The organism is Leifsonia shinshuensis, assembly GCF_031456835.1.
Lineage (GTDB): Bacteria > Actinomycetota > Actinomycetes > Actinomycetales > Microbacteriaceae > Leifsonia > Leifsonia shinshuensis_C.
The window spans coordinates 3,097,735-3,117,342 of sequence record NZ_JAVDVK010000001.1; the positions used below are offsets into that span (position 1 = coordinate 3,097,735).

Annotated in this window: 17 protein-coding genes; 10 read left to right on the plus strand and 7 right to left on the minus strand. The window is 67.2% G+C overall.

What is annotated here, in order from left to right; genetic code table 11:
• Positions 1-14 precede the first annotated feature (14 nt).
• Positions 15-2,252 carry an FAD-dependent oxidoreductase gene (locus tag J2W45_RS15165; protein WP_310133442.1) on the minus strand — a complete coding sequence of 746 codons (2,238 nt, stop codon included), beginning with the start codon at positions 2,250-2,252 and terminating at the stop codon, positions 15-17.
• Positions 2,253-2,349: 97 nt separating this feature from the next.
• Between J2W45_RS15165 and J2W45_RS15170 the strand changes: the two genes are divergently transcribed.
• Complete coding sequence (locus tag J2W45_RS15170; RefSeq protein WP_310133445.1) at positions 2,350-4,089, plus strand: glycoside hydrolase family 35 protein; 1,740 nt, start codon at positions 2,350-2,352, stop codon at positions 4,087-4,089.
• 7 nt (positions 4,090-4,096) lie between these two features.
• Here J2W45_RS15170 and J2W45_RS15175 read toward each other — a convergent pair whose 3' ends face one another.
• Positions 4,097-4,384 carry a LacI family DNA-binding transcriptional regulator gene (locus tag J2W45_RS15175; RefSeq protein WP_310133448.1) on the minus strand — a complete coding sequence of 96 codons (288 nt, stop codon included), beginning with the start codon at positions 4,382-4,384 and terminating at the stop codon, positions 4,097-4,099.
• 75 nt (positions 4,385-4,459) lie between these two features.
• On the opposite strand from J2W45_RS15175, the gene J2W45_RS15180 reads away from it, so the two are divergent.
• The 3 genes from J2W45_RS15180 to J2W45_RS15190 all read left to right on the plus strand — a co-directional run bounded on the left by J2W45_RS15180 (position 4,460) and on the right by J2W45_RS15190 (position 8,897).
• Positions 4,460-5,452 carry an NAD-dependent epimerase/dehydratase family protein gene (locus J2W45_RS15180; RefSeq protein ID WP_310133450.1) on the plus strand — a complete coding sequence of 331 codons (993 nt, stop codon included), beginning with the start codon at positions 4,460-4,462 and terminating at the stop codon, positions 5,450-5,452.
• 1 nt (position 5,453) lies between these two features.
• The gene (locus J2W45_RS15185) at positions 5,454-6,443 is read left to right on the plus strand and encodes a Gfo/Idh/MocA family protein (protein WP_310133451.1); all 990 of its coding nucleotides are present in this window, start codon (positions 5,454-5,456) and stop codon (positions 6,441-6,443) included.
• 105 nt (positions 6,444-6,548) lie between these two features.
• Complete coding sequence (locus J2W45_RS15190; RefSeq protein ID WP_310133454.1) at positions 6,549-8,897, plus strand: cell wall-binding repeat-containing protein; 2,349 nt, start codon at positions 6,549-6,551, stop codon at positions 8,895-8,897.
• 271 nt (positions 8,898-9,168) lie between these two features.
• Here the strand turns inward: J2W45_RS15190 and J2W45_RS15195 are convergent, their stop codons facing one another.
• From J2W45_RS15195 to J2W45_RS15210, 4 genes are read right to left on the minus strand one after another with little or no spacing between them, the layout of a single operon-like run.
• On the minus strand, positions 9,169-11,427 hold the full coding sequence (locus J2W45_RS15195) for an FAD-dependent oxidoreductase (RefSeq protein ID WP_310133456.1): 2,259 nt from the start codon (positions 11,425-11,427) through the stop codon (positions 9,169-9,171).
• Positions 11,428-11,480: 53 nt separating this feature from the next.
• Positions 11,481-12,779, minus strand: coding sequence for an extracellular solute-binding protein (locus J2W45_RS15200; RefSeq protein WP_310133457.1), 1,299 nt, complete (start codon positions 12,777-12,779; stop codon positions 11,481-11,483).
• Positions 12,780-12,832: 53 nt separating this feature from the next.
• On the minus strand, positions 12,833-13,723 hold the full coding sequence (locus J2W45_RS15205) for a carbohydrate ABC transporter permease (RefSeq protein WP_310133459.1): 891 nt from the start codon (positions 13,721-13,723) through the stop codon (positions 12,833-12,835).
• 20 nt (positions 13,724-13,743) lie between these two features.
• Positions 13,744-14,652, minus strand: a complete 909-nt coding sequence (locus tag J2W45_RS15210; protein WP_310133462.1) for a carbohydrate ABC transporter permease — start codon at positions 14,650-14,652, stop codon at positions 13,744-13,746.
• 131 nt (positions 14,653-14,783) lie between these two features.
• On the opposite strand from J2W45_RS15210, the gene J2W45_RS15215 reads away from it, so the two are divergent.
• The 5 genes from J2W45_RS15215 to J2W45_RS15235 all read left to right on the plus strand — a co-directional run bounded on the left by J2W45_RS15215 (position 14,784) and on the right by J2W45_RS15235 (position 17,719).
• On the plus strand, positions 14,784-15,545 hold the full coding sequence (locus tag J2W45_RS15215; RefSeq protein ID WP_310135062.1) for an IclR family transcriptional regulator: 762 nt from the start codon (positions 14,784-14,786) through the stop codon (positions 15,543-15,545).
• A gap of 10 nt (positions 15,546-15,555) precedes the next feature.
• Positions 15,556-15,849: a Sec-independent protein translocase family protein gene (locus J2W45_RS15220; RefSeq protein ID WP_310133463.1), complete on the plus strand. Its 294-nt coding sequence runs from the start codon at positions 15,556-15,558 to the stop codon at positions 15,847-15,849.
• A gap of 1 nt (position 15,850) precedes the next feature.
• Entirely contained in the window at positions 15,851-16,042 is a 192-nt protein-coding gene (gene tatA, locus J2W45_RS15225) for a twin-arginine translocase TatA/TatE family subunit (protein WP_310133466.1), read from the plus strand.
• 25 nt (positions 16,043-16,067) lie between these two features.
• Positions 16,068-16,835 (plus strand): twin-arginine translocase subunit TatC, encoded by a 768-nt coding sequence (tatC, locus tag J2W45_RS15230; protein WP_310133469.1) that lies wholly within the window; start codon positions 16,068-16,070, stop codon positions 16,833-16,835.
• 110 nt (positions 16,836-16,945) lie between these two features.
• Entirely contained in the window at positions 16,946-17,719 is a 774-nt protein-coding gene (locus tag J2W45_RS15235) for an IclR family transcriptional regulator (protein ID WP_310133472.1), read from the plus strand.
• 21 nt (positions 17,720-17,740) lie between these two features.
• On the opposite strand, the gene J2W45_RS15240 is transcribed toward J2W45_RS15235, so the two are convergent.
• The gene (locus J2W45_RS15240; protein WP_310133474.1) at positions 17,741-17,878 is read right to left on the minus strand and encodes a hypothetical protein; all 138 of its coding nucleotides are present in this window, start codon (positions 17,876-17,878) and stop codon (positions 17,741-17,743) included.
• 204 nt (positions 17,879-18,082) lie between these two features.
• On the opposite strand from J2W45_RS15240, the gene J2W45_RS15245 reads away from it, so the two are divergent.
• A complete protein-coding gene (locus J2W45_RS15245) occupies positions 18,083-19,495 on the plus strand; it encodes an FAD-binding oxidoreductase (RefSeq protein WP_310133477.1) in 1,413 nt (470 codons plus the stop codon).
• The last annotated feature ends 113 nt before the right edge of the window (positions 19,496-19,608 follow it).

Consider the following 19,608-nt stretch of genomic DNA (forward strand, 5'->3'; position numbering starts at 1 on the left):
GCTGCCGAACCGCGTCATCGGAAGACGCGGACTCCCACGACGGTGGCCCACGCCGACCCGTTCGTGGCCTCCACGACGACCCGCAGCGCCGAGATGCGCTCGTCGAGTGCCACGTCGTGCGCGCGATGCCGCACCCGGTTACCGGTCACGCTGACGACCGTACGCCATCCGTCGGCGGTCTCCACGTCGACGCGGTAATCGCGGACGAGCTCGGGGATGACAGGGAATGGCGTGCGGTGGTGGTGCAGGTTGACGAGGTCTTCGTCCACGTCGTCGTTGAAGACCAACTCGACCCGTCCGATGCTGACGGCTTCCTTCCAGCGGACCTCGAGGTGCTCAGGCTGGTCGCCCGCCATCTCCGCAGACGACCAGAGCGCCGGCCCGCGGTACGGCCGGGCGAACCCGCCGGACACGTTCGACGGCCTGTAAGCCCGGGTGAACGGTGTCGCCTCGAACACCACTGACTGCCGTCGCAGCTCGGCGGCCGACCATGCATTGGACTGGGGCCGATGCAGGTCGGTAGCCGGTGTCCGGCTGAGCAGCCCGAGGGTGCCGTAGGGCGCTGGGCGGGGGTTCACCACGACCGACAGTCCGGCGGCACGGCGGATCAGGACCACCACATCCTCCGGCTCCGCCGGCTCGTATCCGAAGTCCGCTTCCAGCATGCTCAAGCCGCCCTGTACCTCCACCTCGCGGCGGTCGATGAAGCTCACCGGGATGTGATTCTCGCCGCCCGCGGTACTCCACAACTCCACGGTGACGCTGGTCGAACCCTCGGCCTCGATCAGAATCCGTATCCGGTCTAGACGCGGATCGACTGGAAGGTGCAGCCCGAAGTCGTGCTCGTCCAGCGGGTAGGACACGGCATCTTCCTCGACCGCGACGGCGAGCTCCGTGAGGGTCGATGAGGCACTGACCTCCCCCGTCAGTGCGAGGTCGTCGGCCGCCTCCCACGGCACGCCGAGCATCGAGGCGTCTCCGCGAAGCAGCAACTCGTGCAACTCCGTCAGCCTTTCGCTACCGATGGTGCGAGGCGGCTCGCCGTAGCGGGCCGCGAGGGCGGCGCCTGCGCCGGCCGCCTCCCCGGTGACCGCGCAGGTCGCCATGACCCGGGTGGTGCCGAAGGCGACGTGGCTGGCGGAGATGTCGCGTCCCGCCATGAGCATGTTCGTGACGTTGCGCGAGTAGAGCGAGCGGAAGGGGATGTGGTAGACGCCGGAGGTGAAGAGGTGCTTCGAGCCCTCGTCTGTCGAGTACATGCCTCCCGGCGGGTGCAGGTCGATGGACCAGCCACCGAAGCCGATCGTGTCCGGGAATCGGGTCTGCTCCATGATGTCGTTCTGCGTGAGCACGTAGTCGCCGACGAAGCGTCGGTATTCGCGTTTGCCCGGTACGGAGCCGACCCACTCCAGCGTCAGCGTATCGGCGTCGTAGAGGCCCGAGTTCTTGATGTGATCCCAGATGCCGTAGACGACGCCCCACAGCTCGTCCCTAATCGCTTCGTTGTCGTGGACGGCATCCAGCTCACCGCCCCATTCGATCCACCAGTAGTCGCATCCGTTGGCCCGGGTGTCGATCCGGCGGTGGGCGAGGATGCTCGTCGCGGCGATGTCCTTGGTGATCGAGGGCGGCACGAATCTGACAGGCTCGCCCACATCCTTGGTGTAGAAGAAGAGCGTGCTCCCGAGCATGTTGTCGTCAGGAACCTCGGGCGCCCACTCCTCGCCGTAGACCGATGCGGCCTCGCGTCCGGACGCGTACCAGGCTCCCGCGAGGTGGCCGACCAGTCCGTCGCCGCTCGCGTCGACGAAGACCGGGCCGGAGAACACGATGCGCTTCTCGGACCCCTGCTGCCACCCGGTCACCGATCGGATGATCCTCTCGTCGTCGGGCCCCTCGGCGTGGACCTCGGTCACGTCGGTGTTGAGGTAAAGAGAGATCAGCGGCTCCGCCCGGACCGCGTCCAGCACGACCTGGTCCCAGTAGAACGGGTTGCCTTCCGGGTTCCGGTACTGGTTCTCGAGGAACAGCTCGCCCATCACACCGGTCTCCCTCGCGAACTTCTGTGCGCCGTGGGCGGTGGCACCGCAGACCCATACCCGGATCTCGGAGCTGGAGTTTCCGCCGAGTACCGGCCGATTGTTGATGAGGGCGACAGTGGCGCCGGAGCGAGCGGCCCGGATCGCCGCCGCCACGCCGGCAAGACCACCGCCGATGACTGTCACATCCGACACGACGGTGTGTTGCTGCATCCCGCTCATACTCCTTCGACTTAAGCCGTGGAAAAAGAATAGCATCTGCCAACGGCTAACATGGCCCAAAGGACAAATGATTTGTAGATCGGACAGTATGACGACCTTCACCATCGGAGAAAGCGACTTCCTCCTCGACGGCTCTCCTTTCCGCATTCTCTCCGGGGCCATCCACTACTTCCGCGTCCACCCCGGCCAGTGGGAGGACCGGATCGTCGCTGCGCGCGAAATGGGACTGAACACCATCGAGACCTACGTCGCGTGGAACGAGCACGCCCCCGAGCGCGGTCGATTCGACACCGACGGCCGGCTCGACCTGGTTGGCTTCCTCCGGCTCGTACAGGACGCCGGGATGCACGCCATCGTGCGGCCCGGCCCGTTCATCTGCGCCGAGTGGGACAACGGCGGTCTGCCGGGCTGGCTCACGCGCGACTGCGGAGAGCACATCCGTCGATCCGACCCGGCCTACCTCGACGCGGTGGGGGAGTACTTCGCGCACGTTCTGCCGCTGCTTGCGCCGCTGCAGGTGGACTCGGGCGGACCGATCATCCTGATGCAGGTCGAAAACGAATACGGCGCCTACGGGTCGGACAAGGGGTACCTGTCCACCCTCGCTGACTGGATGCGTGCCGCGGGCATCACCGTCCCGCTCACCACGATCGACCAGCCGACCGATCAGATGCTCGCGGATGGCAGCCTTCCTGGACTGCATAAAACCGCATCCTTCGGGTCGAATGGCAGGGACAGGCTCGCCCGTCTGCGGCGCCACCAGCCGGATGGTCCGTTGATGTGCGCCGAGTTCTGGGACGGCTGGTTCGACCACTGGGGTGGCCGGCACAACACGACCGATCCGGAGGAGGCGGCGAGGCAGCTCGACGAGATCCTGTCGACCGGAGCCTCGGTGAACATCTACATGTTCCACGGAGGCACCAACTTCGGTCTCACGAACGGTGCGAACCACAAGGGGTACTACGAGCCGACGACCACCTCCTACGATTACGACGCCCCGCTCAGCGAGAACGGCGTGCGTACTCAGAAGTACGACGCCTTCCGCCGGGTGCTTTCCCGGTATACCGAGGTGCCGCCGCTGATGCGTCGCGACCCGGCGGCCTCGCCCGAGTTCGAGGTCGCGTTCGATACCGCGGCGCGGCTCCTATCCGTGCTGGCCGGGGACGCCGGGGAGTGTTTCGATACAGCGCCGACGATGGATGAGCTTGGCGCCTACCGGGGACTTGTGCTGTACCGCACGAACGTTCGAGGAGGAGTGCTGAGATTCGGCGAAATCCGCGACCGTGCCCACGTGCTGCTCGACGGTCGCAGTATCGCCGTACTCGAGCGCGAGCACAACGACCGCGCCGTCGATGTGCCAGATGGTGAAGGTGTACTGGAGATCCTCGTGGAGGATCAGGGGAGGGTGAACTACGGTCCGCGGATCGGTGAGGCGAAAGGACTTATCGGTCCGGTGACGCTGAACGGCGCCGAAGTGCGCGGGTGGGAAGTGCTGCGGGTGGACACGCAGCATCCTGGTCAGTATCTCGAGCGTGGCGGTGGTGATCGTCCCTCGGTGGTCGGTCCGGTGGTCGCGCGCGCGGTGTTCGAGCTTGAGGAGGTCGCCGACCTCCACCTGTCGACGGCCGGGCTCGGCAAGGGCATGGCATGGCTCAACGGGTGGCCGCTCGGTCGCTTCTGGTCGCGGGGTCCGCAGCAGTCCCTGTATGCGCCGGAGCCAGCGACGAGAGCCGGGCGGAACGAGCTGGTGGTGCTGGCGCTCAACGGCGCCCTCCCATCCCGGGCACGCTTCCTCGCCCATCCCGACCGTGGGCCACTGGAGGCGTGAGCGCTGATCACCGCATCCGGCGCGCCGCTTCGACCGCTGGGACAAACAAGCGCAGGTCGCCTCGGCGTTCCGCTTCCGCCAAGAGGGTGGATAGGTCGGGGTCGAGCCCATTGCGCAGTGCTCGCGCAGTCGAGTCCGGTTGATACCCGAGCTCCCGGATGGCTGTGAGTACGCGATCGCGCGTGCTCGGGCTCACCGCGCGCGAACCGTTGACCACTCGAGAGACCGTCTGCGCCGACACGCCAGCGAGCGCAGCGACATCGCGGATCGTGGGCCGACGGGCTGCAGGCGACATGCGGGCATTTTATCCCCGTATGCAAGTTAAATGCGAGGGATGCATGGAATATGCGTTCTGTGGAAGGATCGTTACATGCGTCACCAGAGGGTTCTGTTCATCGGCGGCACTGGCGTCATCAGTTCGCACTGCGTTAGCGCGGCGAACCGGGCTGGTCACGAAGTCACGGTTCTCACGCGTGGCGTGCGCGATGATCACGAGATCCCGGACGGAGTGCGGTCGCTGGTCGGTGACATCCGGGATCCCGAGCGCTCCCGTCTACTCACCGAGTCAGGTGGCTTTGACATCGTGGTCGACTTCCTCGCGTTCGACCCGGAGGACGTTCGCTCGCGGATTGATCTGCTGGACGGCTGCGTCGCCCAGTATGTCTTCATCAGCTCGGCGTCCACCTATCTCAAGCCTCCCGCGCGTCTGCCGGTCACCGAGTCCGCCCCGCTGCGCAACCCCCACTCCGCCTATGCCCGCGCGAAGATCGCGTGCGAGGACGTCCTCGTCGCCGCGTTCCGTGAGCGGTCGTTTCCCGCGACCATCGTCCGGCCGTCGCACACCTACGACCAGACGTCCATCCCGACCCTCGGCCGCTGGACCGACATCGCGCGCATGCGCGCCGGCAAGCCGGTGATCGTCCACGGCGACGGCACCACACCCTGGACGATCACGCACGCGAGGGATTTCGCGACCGCATTCTCTGGCCTGCTCCGCCACCCAGCCGCGATCGGAGACGTATTTCACATCACCGGCGACCACGCGCCCACCTGGGACCAGATCTACACGTGGCTCGCCGAGGCGGCAGGTGTGGAGCCGCGCCTGGTCCATGTCCCGTCCGAAACGCTGGGCGCTATACGGCCCGATTGGTCGGCGACCCTCGTCGGGGACAAAGCCCATGCGATGGTTTTCGACAACTCCAAGCTGAAGGCACTCGTTTCAGGGCTGGGCCCAGCGCAGACCTTCGACGAGGGTGCGCGGGAGATCGTCGCCTGGTACAACGCGCATCCCGAACGGCAGATCGTCGACGCGGGGACCGATGCGGTCTTCGACGTTCTCGTCGAACGATTCGGGGGTCGGTGAGATGATCCGGTCGGACGGACTGCGTTGGGGGATCCTGGGAACCGGCGTCATCGCGAGTTTGATGGTCGGCGATTTGCAGAGGGATGGTCACGTCGTGGCCGCCGTCGGCTCCCGCCGGCCGGAAGTGGCGGCCGCGTTCGCGGAGAAACACGAGATCCCACAGTCGCATGGCAGCTACGAGGAGCTGGTCGGGAATCCCGCTGTCGACATCGTGTACGTCGCCACTCCCCATGTGCTGCACCTCCCGAACGCGCTTCTGGCGCTCTCCGCTGGGAAGCACGTGCTTGTGGAGAAGCCGTTCACGATGGACGCGGACGAGGCTGGTCGGCTCGCCGCAGCGTCCCGCTCGGCGGGTCTTGTGGCGATGGAGGCCATGTGGACGCGGTGGTTGCCGCACATGAACCGCATCCGTGAGCTCGTGGCTGCCGGCGCCCTGGGGGAACTGCGTACGGTCGTCGCGCACCACGGCCGACGCGTCGTGGCGCCGCCGACGGACCGGATGTACGACGCACGCCTGGGCGGCGGCGCACTCCTGGACTCCGGCATCTATCCCGTCTCCTTCGCGTGGGACCTGCTGGGCGCGCCGATCGGCGTGGAAGCTGTGGCACATCTGACGTCGACAGGGGTCGACCGCCAGACGTCAATGCTCCTCACCTACGAGACAGGGGCGACGGCCGCTCTGACGTGCGAACTGGACGCTGCGAATCTAAACAACGCCGTGGTCGTCGGCACAGAGGCACGCATCGAGCTGGACGCTCCGTTCTTCGCACCGACGGGCTTCCGTCTGGTGGATGCGGGTGGGACGGTGATCGAGGAGTACCGGTCAGTGATCGAGGGTCGAGGAATGCAGTTCCAGGCACGTGCGATCGAGAGCGTCATCGCGAATGGGCAGGCGGGCGACCCGGTTCTCCCTCTGGATGAGAGCGTCGCCATCATGGGCACCGTGGACCTGATACGCGAGCGCATCGGCCTCACCTATCCCGCTCGCTGACTGCGAGCACTATGAACACAACGCGCGCCACCTGATCGTCCCTTCTTACGGTTGTCCCACCCGTTCCCGCGGGTCACCGTAGACATCACAGAAGGACGACCCATCATGACCACGTGCACACCACCTCCGACGGACCGGATCGGATCGAACCGTCCGGACGCCATTGCAGCGCCGCGTCGGCGCCGGCGTCGCGCTCTCGCGCTCGGCGTTACCTCTCTTCTCGCCGCGTCCGGCATCGTCGCCGTCGGCTCGGTTCCGGCGGGCGCCGCGACCGAACCGGCGCCGGCGCCCACGTATGTGGCCTTCGGTCACAGCGGTTCGGACGCCGCGCTGAAGCGTGTGATCGTCGGCCATGGCGACACGGAGCCGACGGACGTCCGCTTCGATCAGTGGGTCGATCCGACCAGCGCTGCAATCGGCAACGATGGCGACATCTACGTCTCCGACACCGGGGCACACACGTTGTACCGCATTGATGCGTCCCTCGACCCGCATGTCGTCCCGCTCCCCAGCGGTACCGTTCCCGGTGCGCTCGCGGTCGATGGGCAGGGCACCGTTTCGGTCTACGACTCCGCCAATCAGCGCATCGTGCGCGTGGGGGCTCAGGGCACCGTCGAGTTCCCCGTCACCGGTCCCCTCAACGACCTCGCGGTCGGCGCGGACGGCGACCTGTTCGGCTACCGCGCGCAGACCGGTTCGATCGTCCACGTCGATCTCACGACGGGGCAGGAGCAGCCGGTGGCATCCGCGGCGGGAGCGAAGGGTCTGGCGATCGACGCATCTGGCAACTTCTACACCACGGTCCCCGGCACGCCGTCGCAGGTTCTCAAGATCGGTCCTGGCAACACGAAGACGCCGATCTCCGGTGCCTGGTCGATGCCGAGCGGCGTCGCCGTGGGCGAGGACGGCAGCCTTTACGTCGCGAACACCGGTGCCGGGGCCATCCGCATCGTCGCGAAGGACGGATCCCAGCGTGTTACCCCGTTCGATGGCCTTGTCCCGCTAGGGGTCGCGGTCGCGCCTAGTGCGCCCGCCTTCACAAGCGAGGCTCCCACCGGCGCCCCGCTCGGCCAGTCCTTCCGATTCGCCTTCCATGCGAGCGGCGTGCCGGCGCCGGTGCTGTCGATCAGCAGCGACAGCGCGGTCCCCGGCCTGCAGTTCGACGCGACCACGGGGACGCTCGCGGGCACCCCGAGCGCGCCGGGCACGCATTCGTTCACCGTGACCGCCCGGAATGCATCTGGAACGGCGACGCAGCACGTCGACCTCACAGTGGGCAGCGCGCCGGTGTTCGGCACGATCACCTCCCCGCAGGAGGCGCGGGTCGGATCCGACTACAGCGCCTCGTTCCCGGCGACCGGTTCCCCGGCGCCGACCTACTCGGCCGCCGGTCTGCCCGAGGGCCTGAGCATCGACACCGCCACTGGGATGGTCTCGGGTAAGCCCAAGACCGTCGGCGAGTACAGCTACACCGTCACGGCGACCAACGCCGTCGGCGCCGTGACGACCGCAGCCCAGAAGTTGACCGTCAGCACGGGCGAGCTCGTGGTCGACCGCGTCTCGGGGGCCGACCGGTACGACACCTCCGTCCAGGTCTCGCGGGAGGCGTTCGCAGACGACTCCGCCAAGGTGGTCTTCGTCGCCAGCGGGAACTCCTTCGCCGATGCCCTGTCGGCAGGTCCGGCCGCCGCCAAACTGGGAGGCCCCGTCCTCCTCACCGCTCCGGGCGCGCTGCCCGGCGGAGTCGCGGACGAGATCCGGCGCCTCGGTGCTAAGCGGGTCGTCGTCGTGGGCGGGAACGCCGTGGTGTCCGACTCGGTGCTGGCCTCGCTCGCGGCCATTGTGCCGGACACGGTGAGGGTCGGCGGTGCGGACCGGTTCGCCACCTCCCGCGCCATCGCCCAGTTCGGGTTCGGCTCGCAGGGGGCTTCCGATGCCGTCGTCGCCACCGGACTGAACTTCCCGGACGCCCTTTCGGCGGGTGCCGCCATCGGTGCACGCGGACCGGTCGTGCTCGTCAACGGCGGCGCTTCGGACATCGACACCGACACCCGGGCGCTGCTCGGGTCCAAGGGTCTGGGCGTCAAGAACATCTGGATCGCTGGCGGCACCGCTGTCGTCTCCCCGGGTATCCAGTCCGGGCTGGGAACGGTGGCGACGACCACCCGCCTCGCCGGAAGCGACCGCTACGGGACGTCGGAGGCGATCAACGCGGCCTTCTTCTCCAAGAGCGGAGCGGACCGGATGCTGCTGGCGACCGGTACGAACTTCCCGGACGCCCTGTCGGGCGGAGCATGGGCGGGCTCCTTCCACGGACCGCTGTCGCTCTCGCCGGGTGGATGCGTGCCGCAGGGGGTGCTCTCCTCGATCACGTCCCTCGGAGTGTCGCACGTCACGCTCCTGGGCGGCGAGGCCGCGCTCTCGCCCGCCGTCGAGAAGCTGACCGCCTGCTAGCGCGATCGCTTTCACCGCAGGCCGGCCGGTCCGTCAGATGACGGGCCGGCCGTTCGGCGTATGTGTGCCGCGGAGGTCGCGATCACTACGAGCAGAACCTGCGAGCGCGCCTCCCGGGGATCCAGGATGGAATCGCACCGGACAACGGTGGTGCTGGGATCCGGGTCCCCTTCTGTGTCTCATCGCCACCGTCGGGTGCTGACCGCGGCCGGATCGGGAAACGGCCGCGGTCATCAAGCGGGGTGCGCTCGTCGGGCGGGGGCACCCCGCCCTATGCATAGGCCCGGACGCTGACGACGCGGGCCAGCGGGTCGCCGTTCGTGCTCGTCACCACCACCCGCAGAGAAGATGTCTCGACAGGCCCGTCGAGGGTGTGGATGCGGTGACGGCGACGGTTCCCGGCGATGTCGGCGACGGTCTTCCATGCGCCATCGACGAGGGCTTCGATGCGGTAGTCGCGTACCAGTTGCGGGAAGACCCGGTGCGGGGTGCGGTGGTGGTGGAGCGTGTTGAGCTCGACATCCACGTCGTCGTCGAAAACGAGTCGAACGCTGCGGATGGTCTGCGGCTCCGCCCAGTCGAGCCGAAGCCACTCGGGCTCACCGTCGTTCATGGGTGTGGACGCCCAGATGTTCGGGCCTCCGTAGGGTCGCTGGTAGCCGCCCACCGCCCGAGCCGGAGCGTAGGCGTCGGTGGGCGGGTCGAGGCGTACGCGCAAGCCGTTGCCCCTGAGGATGTGGGCGGGCCACTGCACGAGCCGTTGGTCACCGTCGACAGCCACGTTCTCGTCGCCGTCGTCTTCCGTGCGATGGGTGAGAGCGAGCACCCCGGGAATGCTTGCCGCGACCCGGCGCACGGCCACTCCGTCATGCGCGTGGAGCACCACGACGAGGTTCTCCGGTTGGGTGGGCGACCAGGTGAGCGGCAGTCGCAGCCACTGCTCGCCGGCAGACTCCATCAAGACGGAGACCCGATCGAGCTCTGTGACGGGAACCGCATTCTGTCGCCGCCCGGTCGACCAGAGAGAGGCTGTGAAGCTCCCGGGGTTCTCGGCTCTGACGTAGACCTCAACGGCGTCCAGCCGAGGGTCCACCGGCACGAGCACGCCCAGGTCGAGGTCGAGGGGCAGCCACTCGCCCTCGTCGCAGCCGAGCGCATAAGGATCCACCTGGCGCAGCGAGGAAGACGCGGTCACGTTGGCGTTGCGGGCGAGGTCGGCCTCGTCGAGGTTGCGCACGCCGAACAGCGACGCATCCTGACGTAGCAGCACCTGCTGGAGCTGATTGCTGTGAGTGGTCGCCAGCTCACGCGGTCGCACGCCCAGCTCGAGCGCGAGTGCGGCACCAGTGCCCGCTGCCTCTCCTCCCGCACCGCAGGTTGCCATGACACGCGATGAACCGAAAGCCACGTGCGTCGCCGAGATGTCGCGTCCGGCGAGCAGCAGGTTCGCGACGTTCCGCGAGTAATAGCTGCGGAAGGGGATGCCGTAGATCCCGTCGGAGTAGCGCTGGTGCGCGCCTGAGGCGGTGGCGTACATGCCCTCGACGGGGTGAAGGTCGATCGACCAGCCGCCGAAGGCGACCGCGTCGGGGAAGTCGACCTGGTCCAGGATGTCGTTCTGCGTGAGCACATGGTCGCCGAGGAAGCGGCGGTACTCCCGCTTGCCTGGGAGGGCTCCCACCCACTCCAGGTCCAGGGTCGCGGCATCGAAACGGCCCGAGTTTTTGATGTAGTCCCAGATGCCGAAGATCACGGAGCGCAGTTCATCCCGGATGCGCTCGTTGTCGTGCACGATGTCGAGCTCACCGCCCCACTCGATCCACCAGTAGTGCGCGCCGCTGTCACCGCTGCGGATGATCCGTGATTCCGCGATAGGCGTGGTGCTGATGTCCTTCGCCGAGTCAGGAGCCACGAACTCGATGGGCTGGCCGACGTCCTTCGTATAGAAGAGGAGCGTCGAGCCCAGGAATTCGTCGTCGGGAGTCTCCGGTGCCCAATCTTCGCCGAACTCATCCCGGCCCTCCCGGCCGAGCCGGTGTTCGGCACCGGCGAGGAACCCGACGAGTCCGTCGCCGGTGGCGTCGATCACGTAAGGTGCGATGAACTCCGTGTTGATTTCGGATCCCATCGTCCAGCCGTGGACGGCGGTCACGACTCGCTCTCCGTCGCGTGCTTCGGCGTCGACGCGCCGGACGTCGGTGTTGAGGAAGAGCTGGATGTTCGGTTCGGCGCGTACAGCATCCAGCACCACCTCGTCCCAATGGATGGGGTTGCCGCTGGGATTGCGGTACTGGTTCTCGACGTAGAGCTCGCCGATGACCCCGCTCTCCCGGGCGAATCGCTGCATGCCGTGCGCGGTCGCCCCGCACACCCAGACCCTCACTTCCGACGAGGAATTGCCTCCGAGCACCGGCCGGTTGTTGATCAATGCCACGGACCGGCCCAGCCGAGCCGCGGCGATCGCCGCGCAGACGCCGGCGAGTCCGCCGCCGACGACCACGATGTCGGTGTTCACTGTTCGTTCGAGCATGGGAGGGTGTCACGTCCTTCTTGACGGGTTCTGGGTGTGCGGGGGAGGCGGGATCAGCCGATGAGGGATTGGACCTTCTGTCCGGCGACCTTCATCGCGTCGGCCGGCTTGGCCGAACCGATGAGAACCGCCTGCACTTGCTCGGCGATCGCGGTCTCCATTTGGCTGTACTGCACGTACTTCCAGAGGGGGGAGGCTGCCGCGTCCTTGGTGACCTTCTCCGTGAAGGCGTTGACGAACGCGTTCCCGGTGACCGAGGACGACTCGAGCGCGTCCGAGGTGGTCGGCGGCAGGCCGAGGGCGGTGAAGTAGCTCACCGTCTGGGCCGGGTCGCTTGTCAGCCATTGGGCGAACTCGCCCGCAGTCCCCGCTCCGGTGCCGTTGACCACGACGACGAGGTGGCCCCAGAGCAGTTCGATGGGCGTGGACCCGCTCTTGAGGACAGGCCGGGCAAGCGGGGACATCTTGCTGCCGATGGACTTGTCCGGGCTGTTCGCGATGATGCCTGCGCGCCCCACGGGAGCGTCGTCGTAGACGGCGGTCTTGCCCTGCGCGAAGAGCGACCGGGCCGCTGCGCGGTCGACGTCGGCCGCGATCAGGCCGTCGTCGAACAGCTTCTTATACCAGGTGACCGCCTTCACCGACGCGTCGTCGCCGATGGTGCACTTGCCCTTTTCGATGATCGGCGAACCGAAAGTCTGCATCCACGTCACGATGTCCTTCAGCTGGGCCGTCTTCGTGGACGCCGCGTAGGGCACCAGACCGCCGCCGAGCCCCTTGAGCGCGCGCAGGCCGTCCTCGAACTCCTCGATGGTGGCGGGGGCGGGGTTTGCTCCCGCCTTCTGGTAGAGCTCCGTGTTGGTGATGAGTCCGATCGCCGCGATGGTCCAGGGGAGCCCGAGCTGCTTCCCGTTGAAGCTGCCCGCCTTCAGCGCTGCGTCGGTGTAACCGCGGCCCTTGGTGAGCGAGCCCAGGTCGTTCAGCTTGCCCAGAGCGGCGAGGCTGGACAGCCACGCCACGTCCAGCTGTGCTGCGCCCGTGAACTGGCCTCCGCGCACCTGCAGCGTGAGTTGGTTGAAGTAGTCGTTGTAGGGATAGCTCGGCGTCTTGATCGAGACTCCGTCCTTCTTGGCGAAGGCGTCGATCGACGGAGCCAGTGCGAGCTTGGTCGCCGGCTCCGACATGCCCCAGGAGGCGAACGAGAAGTCGGTGGGCTTGCCGGGTGTGATGCTCGCGCCGGCACCGGCGCCAGCCGTGCCGGTCGAGCACGCGGTGAGGCTGGCCAGCGCGATGCCGCCGAGTCCGATGCCGGCGTAGCGGAACATGTCCCTGCGGGACAGCTGTGCAGTCATGATTCTCCTTTGAAGTGCGGAATGGGTGGGTTTTGTGGTGGCTTGTGAGGGGATCAGCCTTTGACAGCGCCGGCGGTGATTCCGCCGACGAGGTAGCGCTGAAGCAGGATGAACGCCGCGGCGACGGGCACGGAGACGAGCAGGGACGCTGCCATCAGTTCGGGCCACGACGTCGACGCCTCGCTGATGTACGTGTTGACGAGTCCTGGCGGAAGGGTCTGCTTCTCGGGACCGGCGAGCGTGAGCGCGAACATGAAGTCGTTCCACCCACGGACGAAGGCGAACAGGCCGGCGGCGACGAGGCCCGGGGCGGCCAGCGGGAGCACGACCGAATGGAAGGTGCGCCACGGGCCCGCGCCGTCGATCTTGGCCGCTTCGATCAGGTCGTCGGGCAGCGTGTCGAAGAACCCCTTGAGCATCCAGACGCACAGCGGCAGGGTGAACGTCGTGAACGAGATGATCAGCGCCTGGTAGGTGTTCAGCAGACCGAACTGGGCGAAGACCACGTACAGGGTCACCAGCAGGAGCGCCTGCGGGAACATCTGGCTCGAGAGCACGAAGTACATCAGTGACTTGCGTCCCCGGAAGCGGAACTTCGAGAACGCGTATCCCATGTACATCGACACGACGACCGAGAGCACGGCCGTGATGATCGAGACGAGGATGCTGTTGCAGAGGTATCCGAAAATGGCCGGGTTCGCCAGCACGCTCGCGTAGTGCTGGAACGTCACGGCGCTCGGCACCAGCTTCGGGGGGTAGGCGAACACCTGATCGGTGGGGGTCAGAGACGTCACGGCGAGCCAGTAGATCGGCAGGAACGTGAAGAGCGCCAGAACGACGAGGGCGATCCAGAGAGCCCAGCGCGGGCGGCCCTTCCTGCCCCGCCGGGGTGCGGCGGCTTCCGGTGCCAGGGAGTCCGCGACAGCGGCTTCGGTGTCGAGCATCGTGGTCATGCTGGTCCCTCTCAGTTCTTCTCGCCGCGTTCGGAGAAGCGCACGTAGACCACGACGAGGATGAGCAGCAGCACCATCCAGAGCAGTCCGAGCGCGCCCGCGTGGCCGAGGTCGTACGCCTTAAAGGCGGTGTCGTAGACCTGGGTGGCGAAGGTCTGGGTGCTTCCGGCGGGACCGCCGCCGGTGAGTACGAAGATGGTGTCGAAGTGCTGGAAGTTCCAGATGAACTCAAGCAGGACGACGAGGCCCGCGACGCCGCGGATGTGCGGCCACGTGACGGTGAAGAAGCGGCGGACGGTGCCGGCGCCGTCCATCGAGGCGGCCTCATGCAGTTCGCCGGGAACGGTCTGCAGCCCGGCGAGGAGCATCACCATGATCCACGGAAACGAGTTCCACGACTTCGCGACGATCAGTGCGGTCCGTGCTGTGTCGGTGTTGAAGAGCCAGGCGACCGGGTGGTTGATCAGGTGCAGTTGCTGCAGCACTCCGTTCAGAACGCCGTAGTTGGCGTCGAAGATCCACATCCAGAGGAAGGACACCACGACGCTGGGCAGCAACCAGGGGATGAGGAAGGCGCCGCGGAGGAACCGCTGTCCGCGGAAGCGCTGGTTGAGCACCAGGGCGAGCGCCATTCCGAGCACGAATGGCACGATCGTCGATCCGACCGTGAAAATCAGGGTTTGGCCGAGGAGGCTCCAGAAGCCGTCGCGCAGGACATCAGCGATGTTCTTGAATCCGACCCAGGTTGCGCCGGGGTAGACGAGGCTCTCGGAGAAGAAGGCCGAAGCAAGCGAGCGCAGGAGCGGGTAGAGGACGACGCCGACGAGGAGCGCGGTCCCGGGTAGAAGGAGCAGCGTCACGAAGCGGAGTTCTGATAGGCGACCCGGTCGTGCCGGGGCGTAGGCGGACTTGATCTGCATTGACCATCCATATTCTGCTTGTGTTGATGCGTACTGTGCATGACTATGGCACAGTACGCATGCTACGCTCAAGCTTGGTCGCGAACTTCTGATGAGACGGGCGGCCCCACAAGGAGGTGATCTTCGTGTCGATGGTGCGCGGAAGCAACCACAGCGTCGAGAAGGCGGTCGCTGTGCTCGGCGTGCTCGCGGGGGGCCAGCCGCAGCGCGTCGGCGACATCTCGAATGCGACCCACCTCGGCCAGTCGACGGTTTCGCGACTACTCGCCACCCTCGAGTCGGCCGCTTTCATCGAGCGGGACGGAGGCTCTGGGCACTTCTCGCTCGGCCCCGACCTGATCACGCTCGCCGGCGTGGCCGCGAACCAGCACCCGCTGTTCCGCGCTTCCCGGCAGGTCGCTCAGAACCTTGCGTTCCGCCTAGGGGTTGGTGTTGCGGTGGCGGTGCGGCGTGGCGACGCCGCGTTCTACCTGCTGGATTTCGAAGGGCCGGACGCCCCGCGCAATCGCACGCTCGCCGGCCAGCGCGACCCGCTTCACGCCACGGCGGTCGGCAAATGTCTGCTGCTCGGGCTGCTGCCGGGCGAACGCGGGTCCCTGCTCGGGAACCTCCGACCTCTGACGGCGCGGACGATCACCGACCATCGACGGCTCGACGCTGAGCTGTCGCTCGCGGAGCGACGTGGCTATGTCACAGAGATCGAGGAGCTCGGACTGGGCCGCGCCGGTCTGGCGGCTCCCATCCGGGACGCCGGAGGAGCCGTTCGCGGAGCGCTCGGCATCTCCGGCCCGCTCTCTGTGCTGCGGCTGGATGAACGTGAGAGCGAGTACGCAACTGCGGCGATCGAATCTGCCGAGCGCATCGGTTCGGCCGTCGGCTACGTCGGAGCTTAGGAGGGTGCACATGTTCGGACTCACGATGGACAAGCTCGTGGTGATCGGCGTAATCGCCGCGTTCGTCATCGGACCTCAGCGTCTCCCGCGAGCCGCAGCGGCTCTGGCCCAACTCACCAGGCGTGTGCGTGACTACACCGGTACCGCGCGCGAGCGGCTGAGCGATGAGCTCGGTCCTGAATTCCGGGAGATCGAGTGGGAGAAACTCGATCCCCGGCAGTACGACCCACGACGCATCATCCAGGATGCGCTGCGGGACGATTCACACACCGATAAAACACCCGATCCGTCACGGAGGTCCTAACATGCTCGCGAATCTCAACGGATGGCACGCCGTCCTCATCCTCGCTGTCGTCCTGCTACTCTTCGGCGCGCCGAAGATCCCGGCGCTCGCGCGGAGTCTCGGCCAGTCGATGCGCATCTTCCGCTCGGAGGTCAAGAGCGCCGACGTGCCCGCAACCGAGGTCGGCGATGCCGACGCTTCGCCGCGCGCCTGAGAGAGGGGTTCGGGCGGCGCGTTCCGTGCGCCGTGAGGCCGCGATGCCGATTGCCTCGCATCTCGCGGAACTGCGCCGACGGCTGTTCGTGTCCGGCGCGGCGATCCTCGTCGGCGCCGTGATCGGCTGGCTCGTGTCCGAACCGGTCTGGGCCTTTCTCTCTTCGCCGATCCACGCGTTCGCGGCCGAGCACGGTCGCGTCGCCGCGATCAACTTCGACACCATCACGGGTGCGTTCGATCTGCGTATGCAGCTGGCCATCCAGCTGGGCGTGATTCTCTCGGCGCCGGTCTGGCTGTACCAAGTGTTCGCGTTCGTCGTCCCCGGGCTCACGCGAGCGGAGACCCGGGCCGGCCTGCTCTTCGTCGGGTTGTCCGTGCCGCTGTTCGCGGCCGGCGCGTCGGCGGGGGTGTGGGTGCTGCCCCACATTGTCGAACTGATGGCCGGATTCGCGCCTGATTCATCCGCGACGCTGGTCACCGCAGGCGGCTACTACGACTTCGTCCTCAAGCTCGTGCTCGCCGTCGGCATAGCTTTCGTGCTGCCGGCGTTCCTGGTGATCCTCAACCGCATCGGCATCCTGTCAGGTTCCACCATCCTGCATGCGTGGCGCCTCGCGATCATGGCGATCGCCCTGTTCACGGCGGTGGCCACACCTGCCGCCGACGTCTTTTCCATGCTTCTGCTCGCGGCGCCGATGGTGTGCCTCTATTTCGGCGCCGCGGGCGTATCGATTGTGCACGACCGCCGCCTCGAGCGGCGGCGCGCGAAAGAGTTCGCTCTCCTGCCGTGAGCGGACGCAGGGGGCGCCGGCGGTGTGGTGGCCGTCGGAGCCCCCAGGCTCGATTTGCATTCCCTGTGCATAATATGCATATTCCCTTCGAATTCCTCTAGGCTGGAGACATGCAGGCACCTCCCGGAAACATCCAGAGCGTTGGAAAAGCGGTCGCGATCCTGCGTGTCTTCGAAAACGGTCAGCCGCAGCGCGTCTCCGATGTCGCCCGCGCGGCGCAGATCGGCCAATCCACCGCCTCGAGGCTGCTCAGCACGCTGGAAGCTGCCGGTCTTCTCGAGCGCGATCCGGTCGCAAACCTGTACAGGCTCGGGCCGGACATGATCACGCTGGGGGGAGTGGCGCTCAACCAGCACCCGCTGTTCCGAGGGTCGCGGCAAACACTGCAGAACCTCGCCGGCCGCCTCGGTTTGGGCGCCAATGTCGCGATCCGACGAGAAAACAGCGTTCTCTATCTGGCCAACTTCGAGGGCCCCGAAGCCCCCAGGAACCACACGATCGCCGGGCGCCGCGATCCGCTGCATGCGACCAGCATGGGCAAGTGCCTTCTTCTCAGCGTCCCGGTCGAAGAGCGAGCAGCGCTGCTCGGAGAACTGGTCCGCTACACATCGGCGACGATCACCGACCTGGATGCTCTCAATGAGGCTGTCGACGAGGTCGAGCGGCGCGGCTTCGCAGTCGATGTCGACGAATTCGCGCTGGGCCGGGCGAGTGTCGCCGCCCCCATTCGGGATGCTCAGGGGGCGGTGATAGGGGCGATGTCGATCTCCGGCCCCGCCACCGCGCTCCGGCTGGATGAGCGACAGGGGGAGCTCGCGGCGATCGTCGTCGAGACCGCCGACCGCATCGGCTCCGGTCTGGGGTACACGGCCGCGATCGCCTGAGCGCCACCGCCTCACTCGACGTCAGCGCATCTCGAGAATCTCGACCATCTGCGTCGCACTCCAGGCATTGAGCAGCAGGAGATCGCCGGGGTTCAGCTGACGCTCGGTCGTTTTCTTCGCCTGGTGGGCGCGGGTTACGGCCAGAGCCGGCGTAGACATCGGTGCTCAATTTCTGCGGTTAGGGGGAGGCCGTTCCGCGTAGGTCGCTCAAGCGACACCTCGCGCTTTGTGCGCATTCTGATCGCGGTGGCCGGCTTCGGCTGCGGACTAGGCATTGTGGCCAGTCGTAGCTGGGAGCGCCGATCCCAGACTGGAGCCACGGACAGAGGCTCTGTCCTTGACAAACTCGAAAGGACAGACTTCGTGAGCTCTGCACTGTCGCCGTCCGCCGTCGCCGACCTCCGGGACCGACTGACGGGCCACGCCTTCCTCCCCGGCGACCCGGGCTACCCGGCCGAGACGGCCCCGTGGGACGCATCCATCCGAATCGCCTCGCCAGTGACGGTCATCCCGGCGAGCACCGCCGACATTACGACCGCGGCGCAGTGGGCCCGTGACCACGGACTTCACGTCGGCGTCCTCAACACCGGTCACGGCATCCTCGACGATCAGCACGACTCGCTGCTCCTCCACACCGCAAGCCTCGGCGGGGTCCGGTTCGACCCGGCTTCTCGCACCGCGATGGTCCAGCCCGGCGCCCGATGGTCGGACGTGCAGGCCCTGGCCAACCCGCACGGTCAGACCGGCGTCTGTGGCGCGATGCCCGGTGTCGGAGTCGTCGGCTACACCCTTGGCGGCGGCCTGAGTCCCATCGGCCGCAGCTTCGGTATGGGCGCCGATCGCGTCCGTCGGATTCGGGTGCTCGACGCCGACTACACACCGATCGATGTGACCGCGGAAAGCGACCCGGAACTGTTCTGGGCGCTACGCGGCGGAGGCGGGTTCGGTCTCGTGACCGAACTCGAATTCGAGACCGTCGAGGTGCCCGCCCTCTTCGGCGGTGGAGTGTACTTCTCGGGCGCGCACGCAGAGCAGGTGCTGACGGCATACCGGGAGTGGGTAGGCATCCTGGATGAGCGCACCAGCACCTCCATCGCTCTGCTGCACCTTCCTCCGGTACCCGCGCTGCCCGATCTCCTCCGCGGGCAGTACGTGGTGCACCTCCGCATCGCGCACATCGATCCGACAGTGTCCTCTCTGGAGGCGGCGGGACGAGCCATCCTCGCCCCGATGCTGGCTGCCGCGCCGGTGCTGAACGACTACACGCATCGCATGACCCCCGACCAGTTGCCGGACATCCACCGCGACCCCGTCGCGCCCATGCCGGTCGCATACCGCGGCGGGGGGAGGCACGACCTCGACGACGACGCGATCGCGTCGATCGTGGCCTCGGCATCTCCGCAGGACGGCCTCGCTCCCGCGGCGATCGAGATCCGTCACCTGGGCGGAGCGATGTCCCGGCCGACCGCCGCTCCCAACAGCGCGACGGCGCGCAGCACGACCTTCCACGTCTGGGCGAGCTCGCCCGTGGATCTGGCCGATCCTCAGCGGTACCGCCGGCTCGTCGACGACGTCGTCGAACGGGCGGGAGCCACGAGCGACGGCGCGCAGTTGAGCTTCTATGGACCGGACCCGGAGCCCGGTGCGTTCCAGCGTCTTTGGGGCGAGTCGGATGCCGGCCGGCTGCGGGCGGTCGTCCAGCGGATCGACCCGGACGGCCGGATCCGCACCGGTCGCTCGTACTCCGCCGCAGTCGAGTCGGCAGGTGCTCGATGAGCACTACGACCAGAAGTCGAACCGAGCGGGGAAGGCATCGCAATCTGGAGTCACCCCGGCGGACGAAGACTCCGGCGGCGGTGGGAGAAACGGTTCTTCACCGGCGCTTCCCC

What these genes read in the sequence shown, in the direction of transcription:
- J2W45_RS15220 (WP_310133463.1), top strand. Translation starts at nt 15,556, where the DNA reads ATGTTCGGACTCACGATGGACAAGCTCGTGGTGATCGGCGTAATCGCC.
- tatA (WP_310133466.1), top strand. Translation starts at nt 15,851, where the DNA reads ATGCTCGCGAATCTCAACGGATGGCACGCCGTCCTCATCCTCGCTGTC.
- J2W45_RS15175 (WP_310133448.1), bottom strand. Translation starts at nt 4,384, where the DNA reads ATGTCGCCTGCAGCCCGTCGGCCCACGATCCGCGATGTCGCTGCGCTC.
- J2W45_RS15185 (WP_310133451.1), top strand. Translation starts at nt 5,454, where the DNA reads ATGATCCGGTCGGACGGACTGCGTTGGGGGATCCTGGGAACCGGCGTC.
- J2W45_RS15190 (WP_310133454.1), top strand. Translation starts at nt 6,549, where the DNA reads ATGACCACGTGCACACCACCTCCGACGGACCGGATCGGATCGAACCGT.
- J2W45_RS15200 (WP_310133457.1), bottom strand. Translation starts at nt 12,779, where the DNA reads ATGACTGCACAGCTGTCCCGCAGGGACATGTTCCGCTACGCCGGCATC.
- J2W45_RS15240 (WP_310133474.1), bottom strand. Translation starts at nt 17,878, where the DNA reads ATGTCTACGCCGGCTCTGGCCGTAACCCGCGCCCACCAGGCGAAGAAA.
- J2W45_RS15210 (WP_310133462.1), bottom strand. Translation starts at nt 14,652, where the DNA reads ATGCAGATCAAGTCCGCCTACGCCCCGGCACGACCGGGTCGCCTATCA.
- J2W45_RS15215 (WP_310135062.1), top strand. Translation starts at nt 14,784, where the DNA reads ATGGTGCGCGGAAGCAACCACAGCGTCGAGAAGGCGGTCGCTGTGCTC.
- J2W45_RS15180 (WP_310133450.1), top strand. Translation starts at nt 4,460, where the DNA reads ATGCGTCACCAGAGGGTTCTGTTCATCGGCGGCACTGGCGTCATCAGT.
- J2W45_RS15235 (WP_310133472.1), top strand. Translation starts at nt 16,946, where the DNA reads ATGCAGGCACCTCCCGGAAACATCCAGAGCGTTGGAAAAGCGGTCGCG.
- J2W45_RS15195 (WP_310133456.1), bottom strand. Translation starts at nt 11,427, where the DNA reads ATGCTCGAACGAACAGTGAACACCGACATCGTGGTCGTCGGCGGCGGA.
- J2W45_RS15170 (WP_310133445.1), top strand. Translation starts at nt 2,350, where the DNA reads ATGACGACCTTCACCATCGGAGAAAGCGACTTCCTCCTCGACGGCTCT.
- J2W45_RS15205 (WP_310133459.1), bottom strand. Translation starts at nt 13,723, where the DNA reads ATGCTCGACACCGAAGCCGCTGTCGCGGACTCCCTGGCACCGGAAGCC.
- J2W45_RS15165 (WP_310133442.1), bottom strand. Translation starts at nt 2,252, where the DNA reads ATGCAGCAACACACCGTCGTGTCGGATGTGACAGTCATCGGCGGTGGT.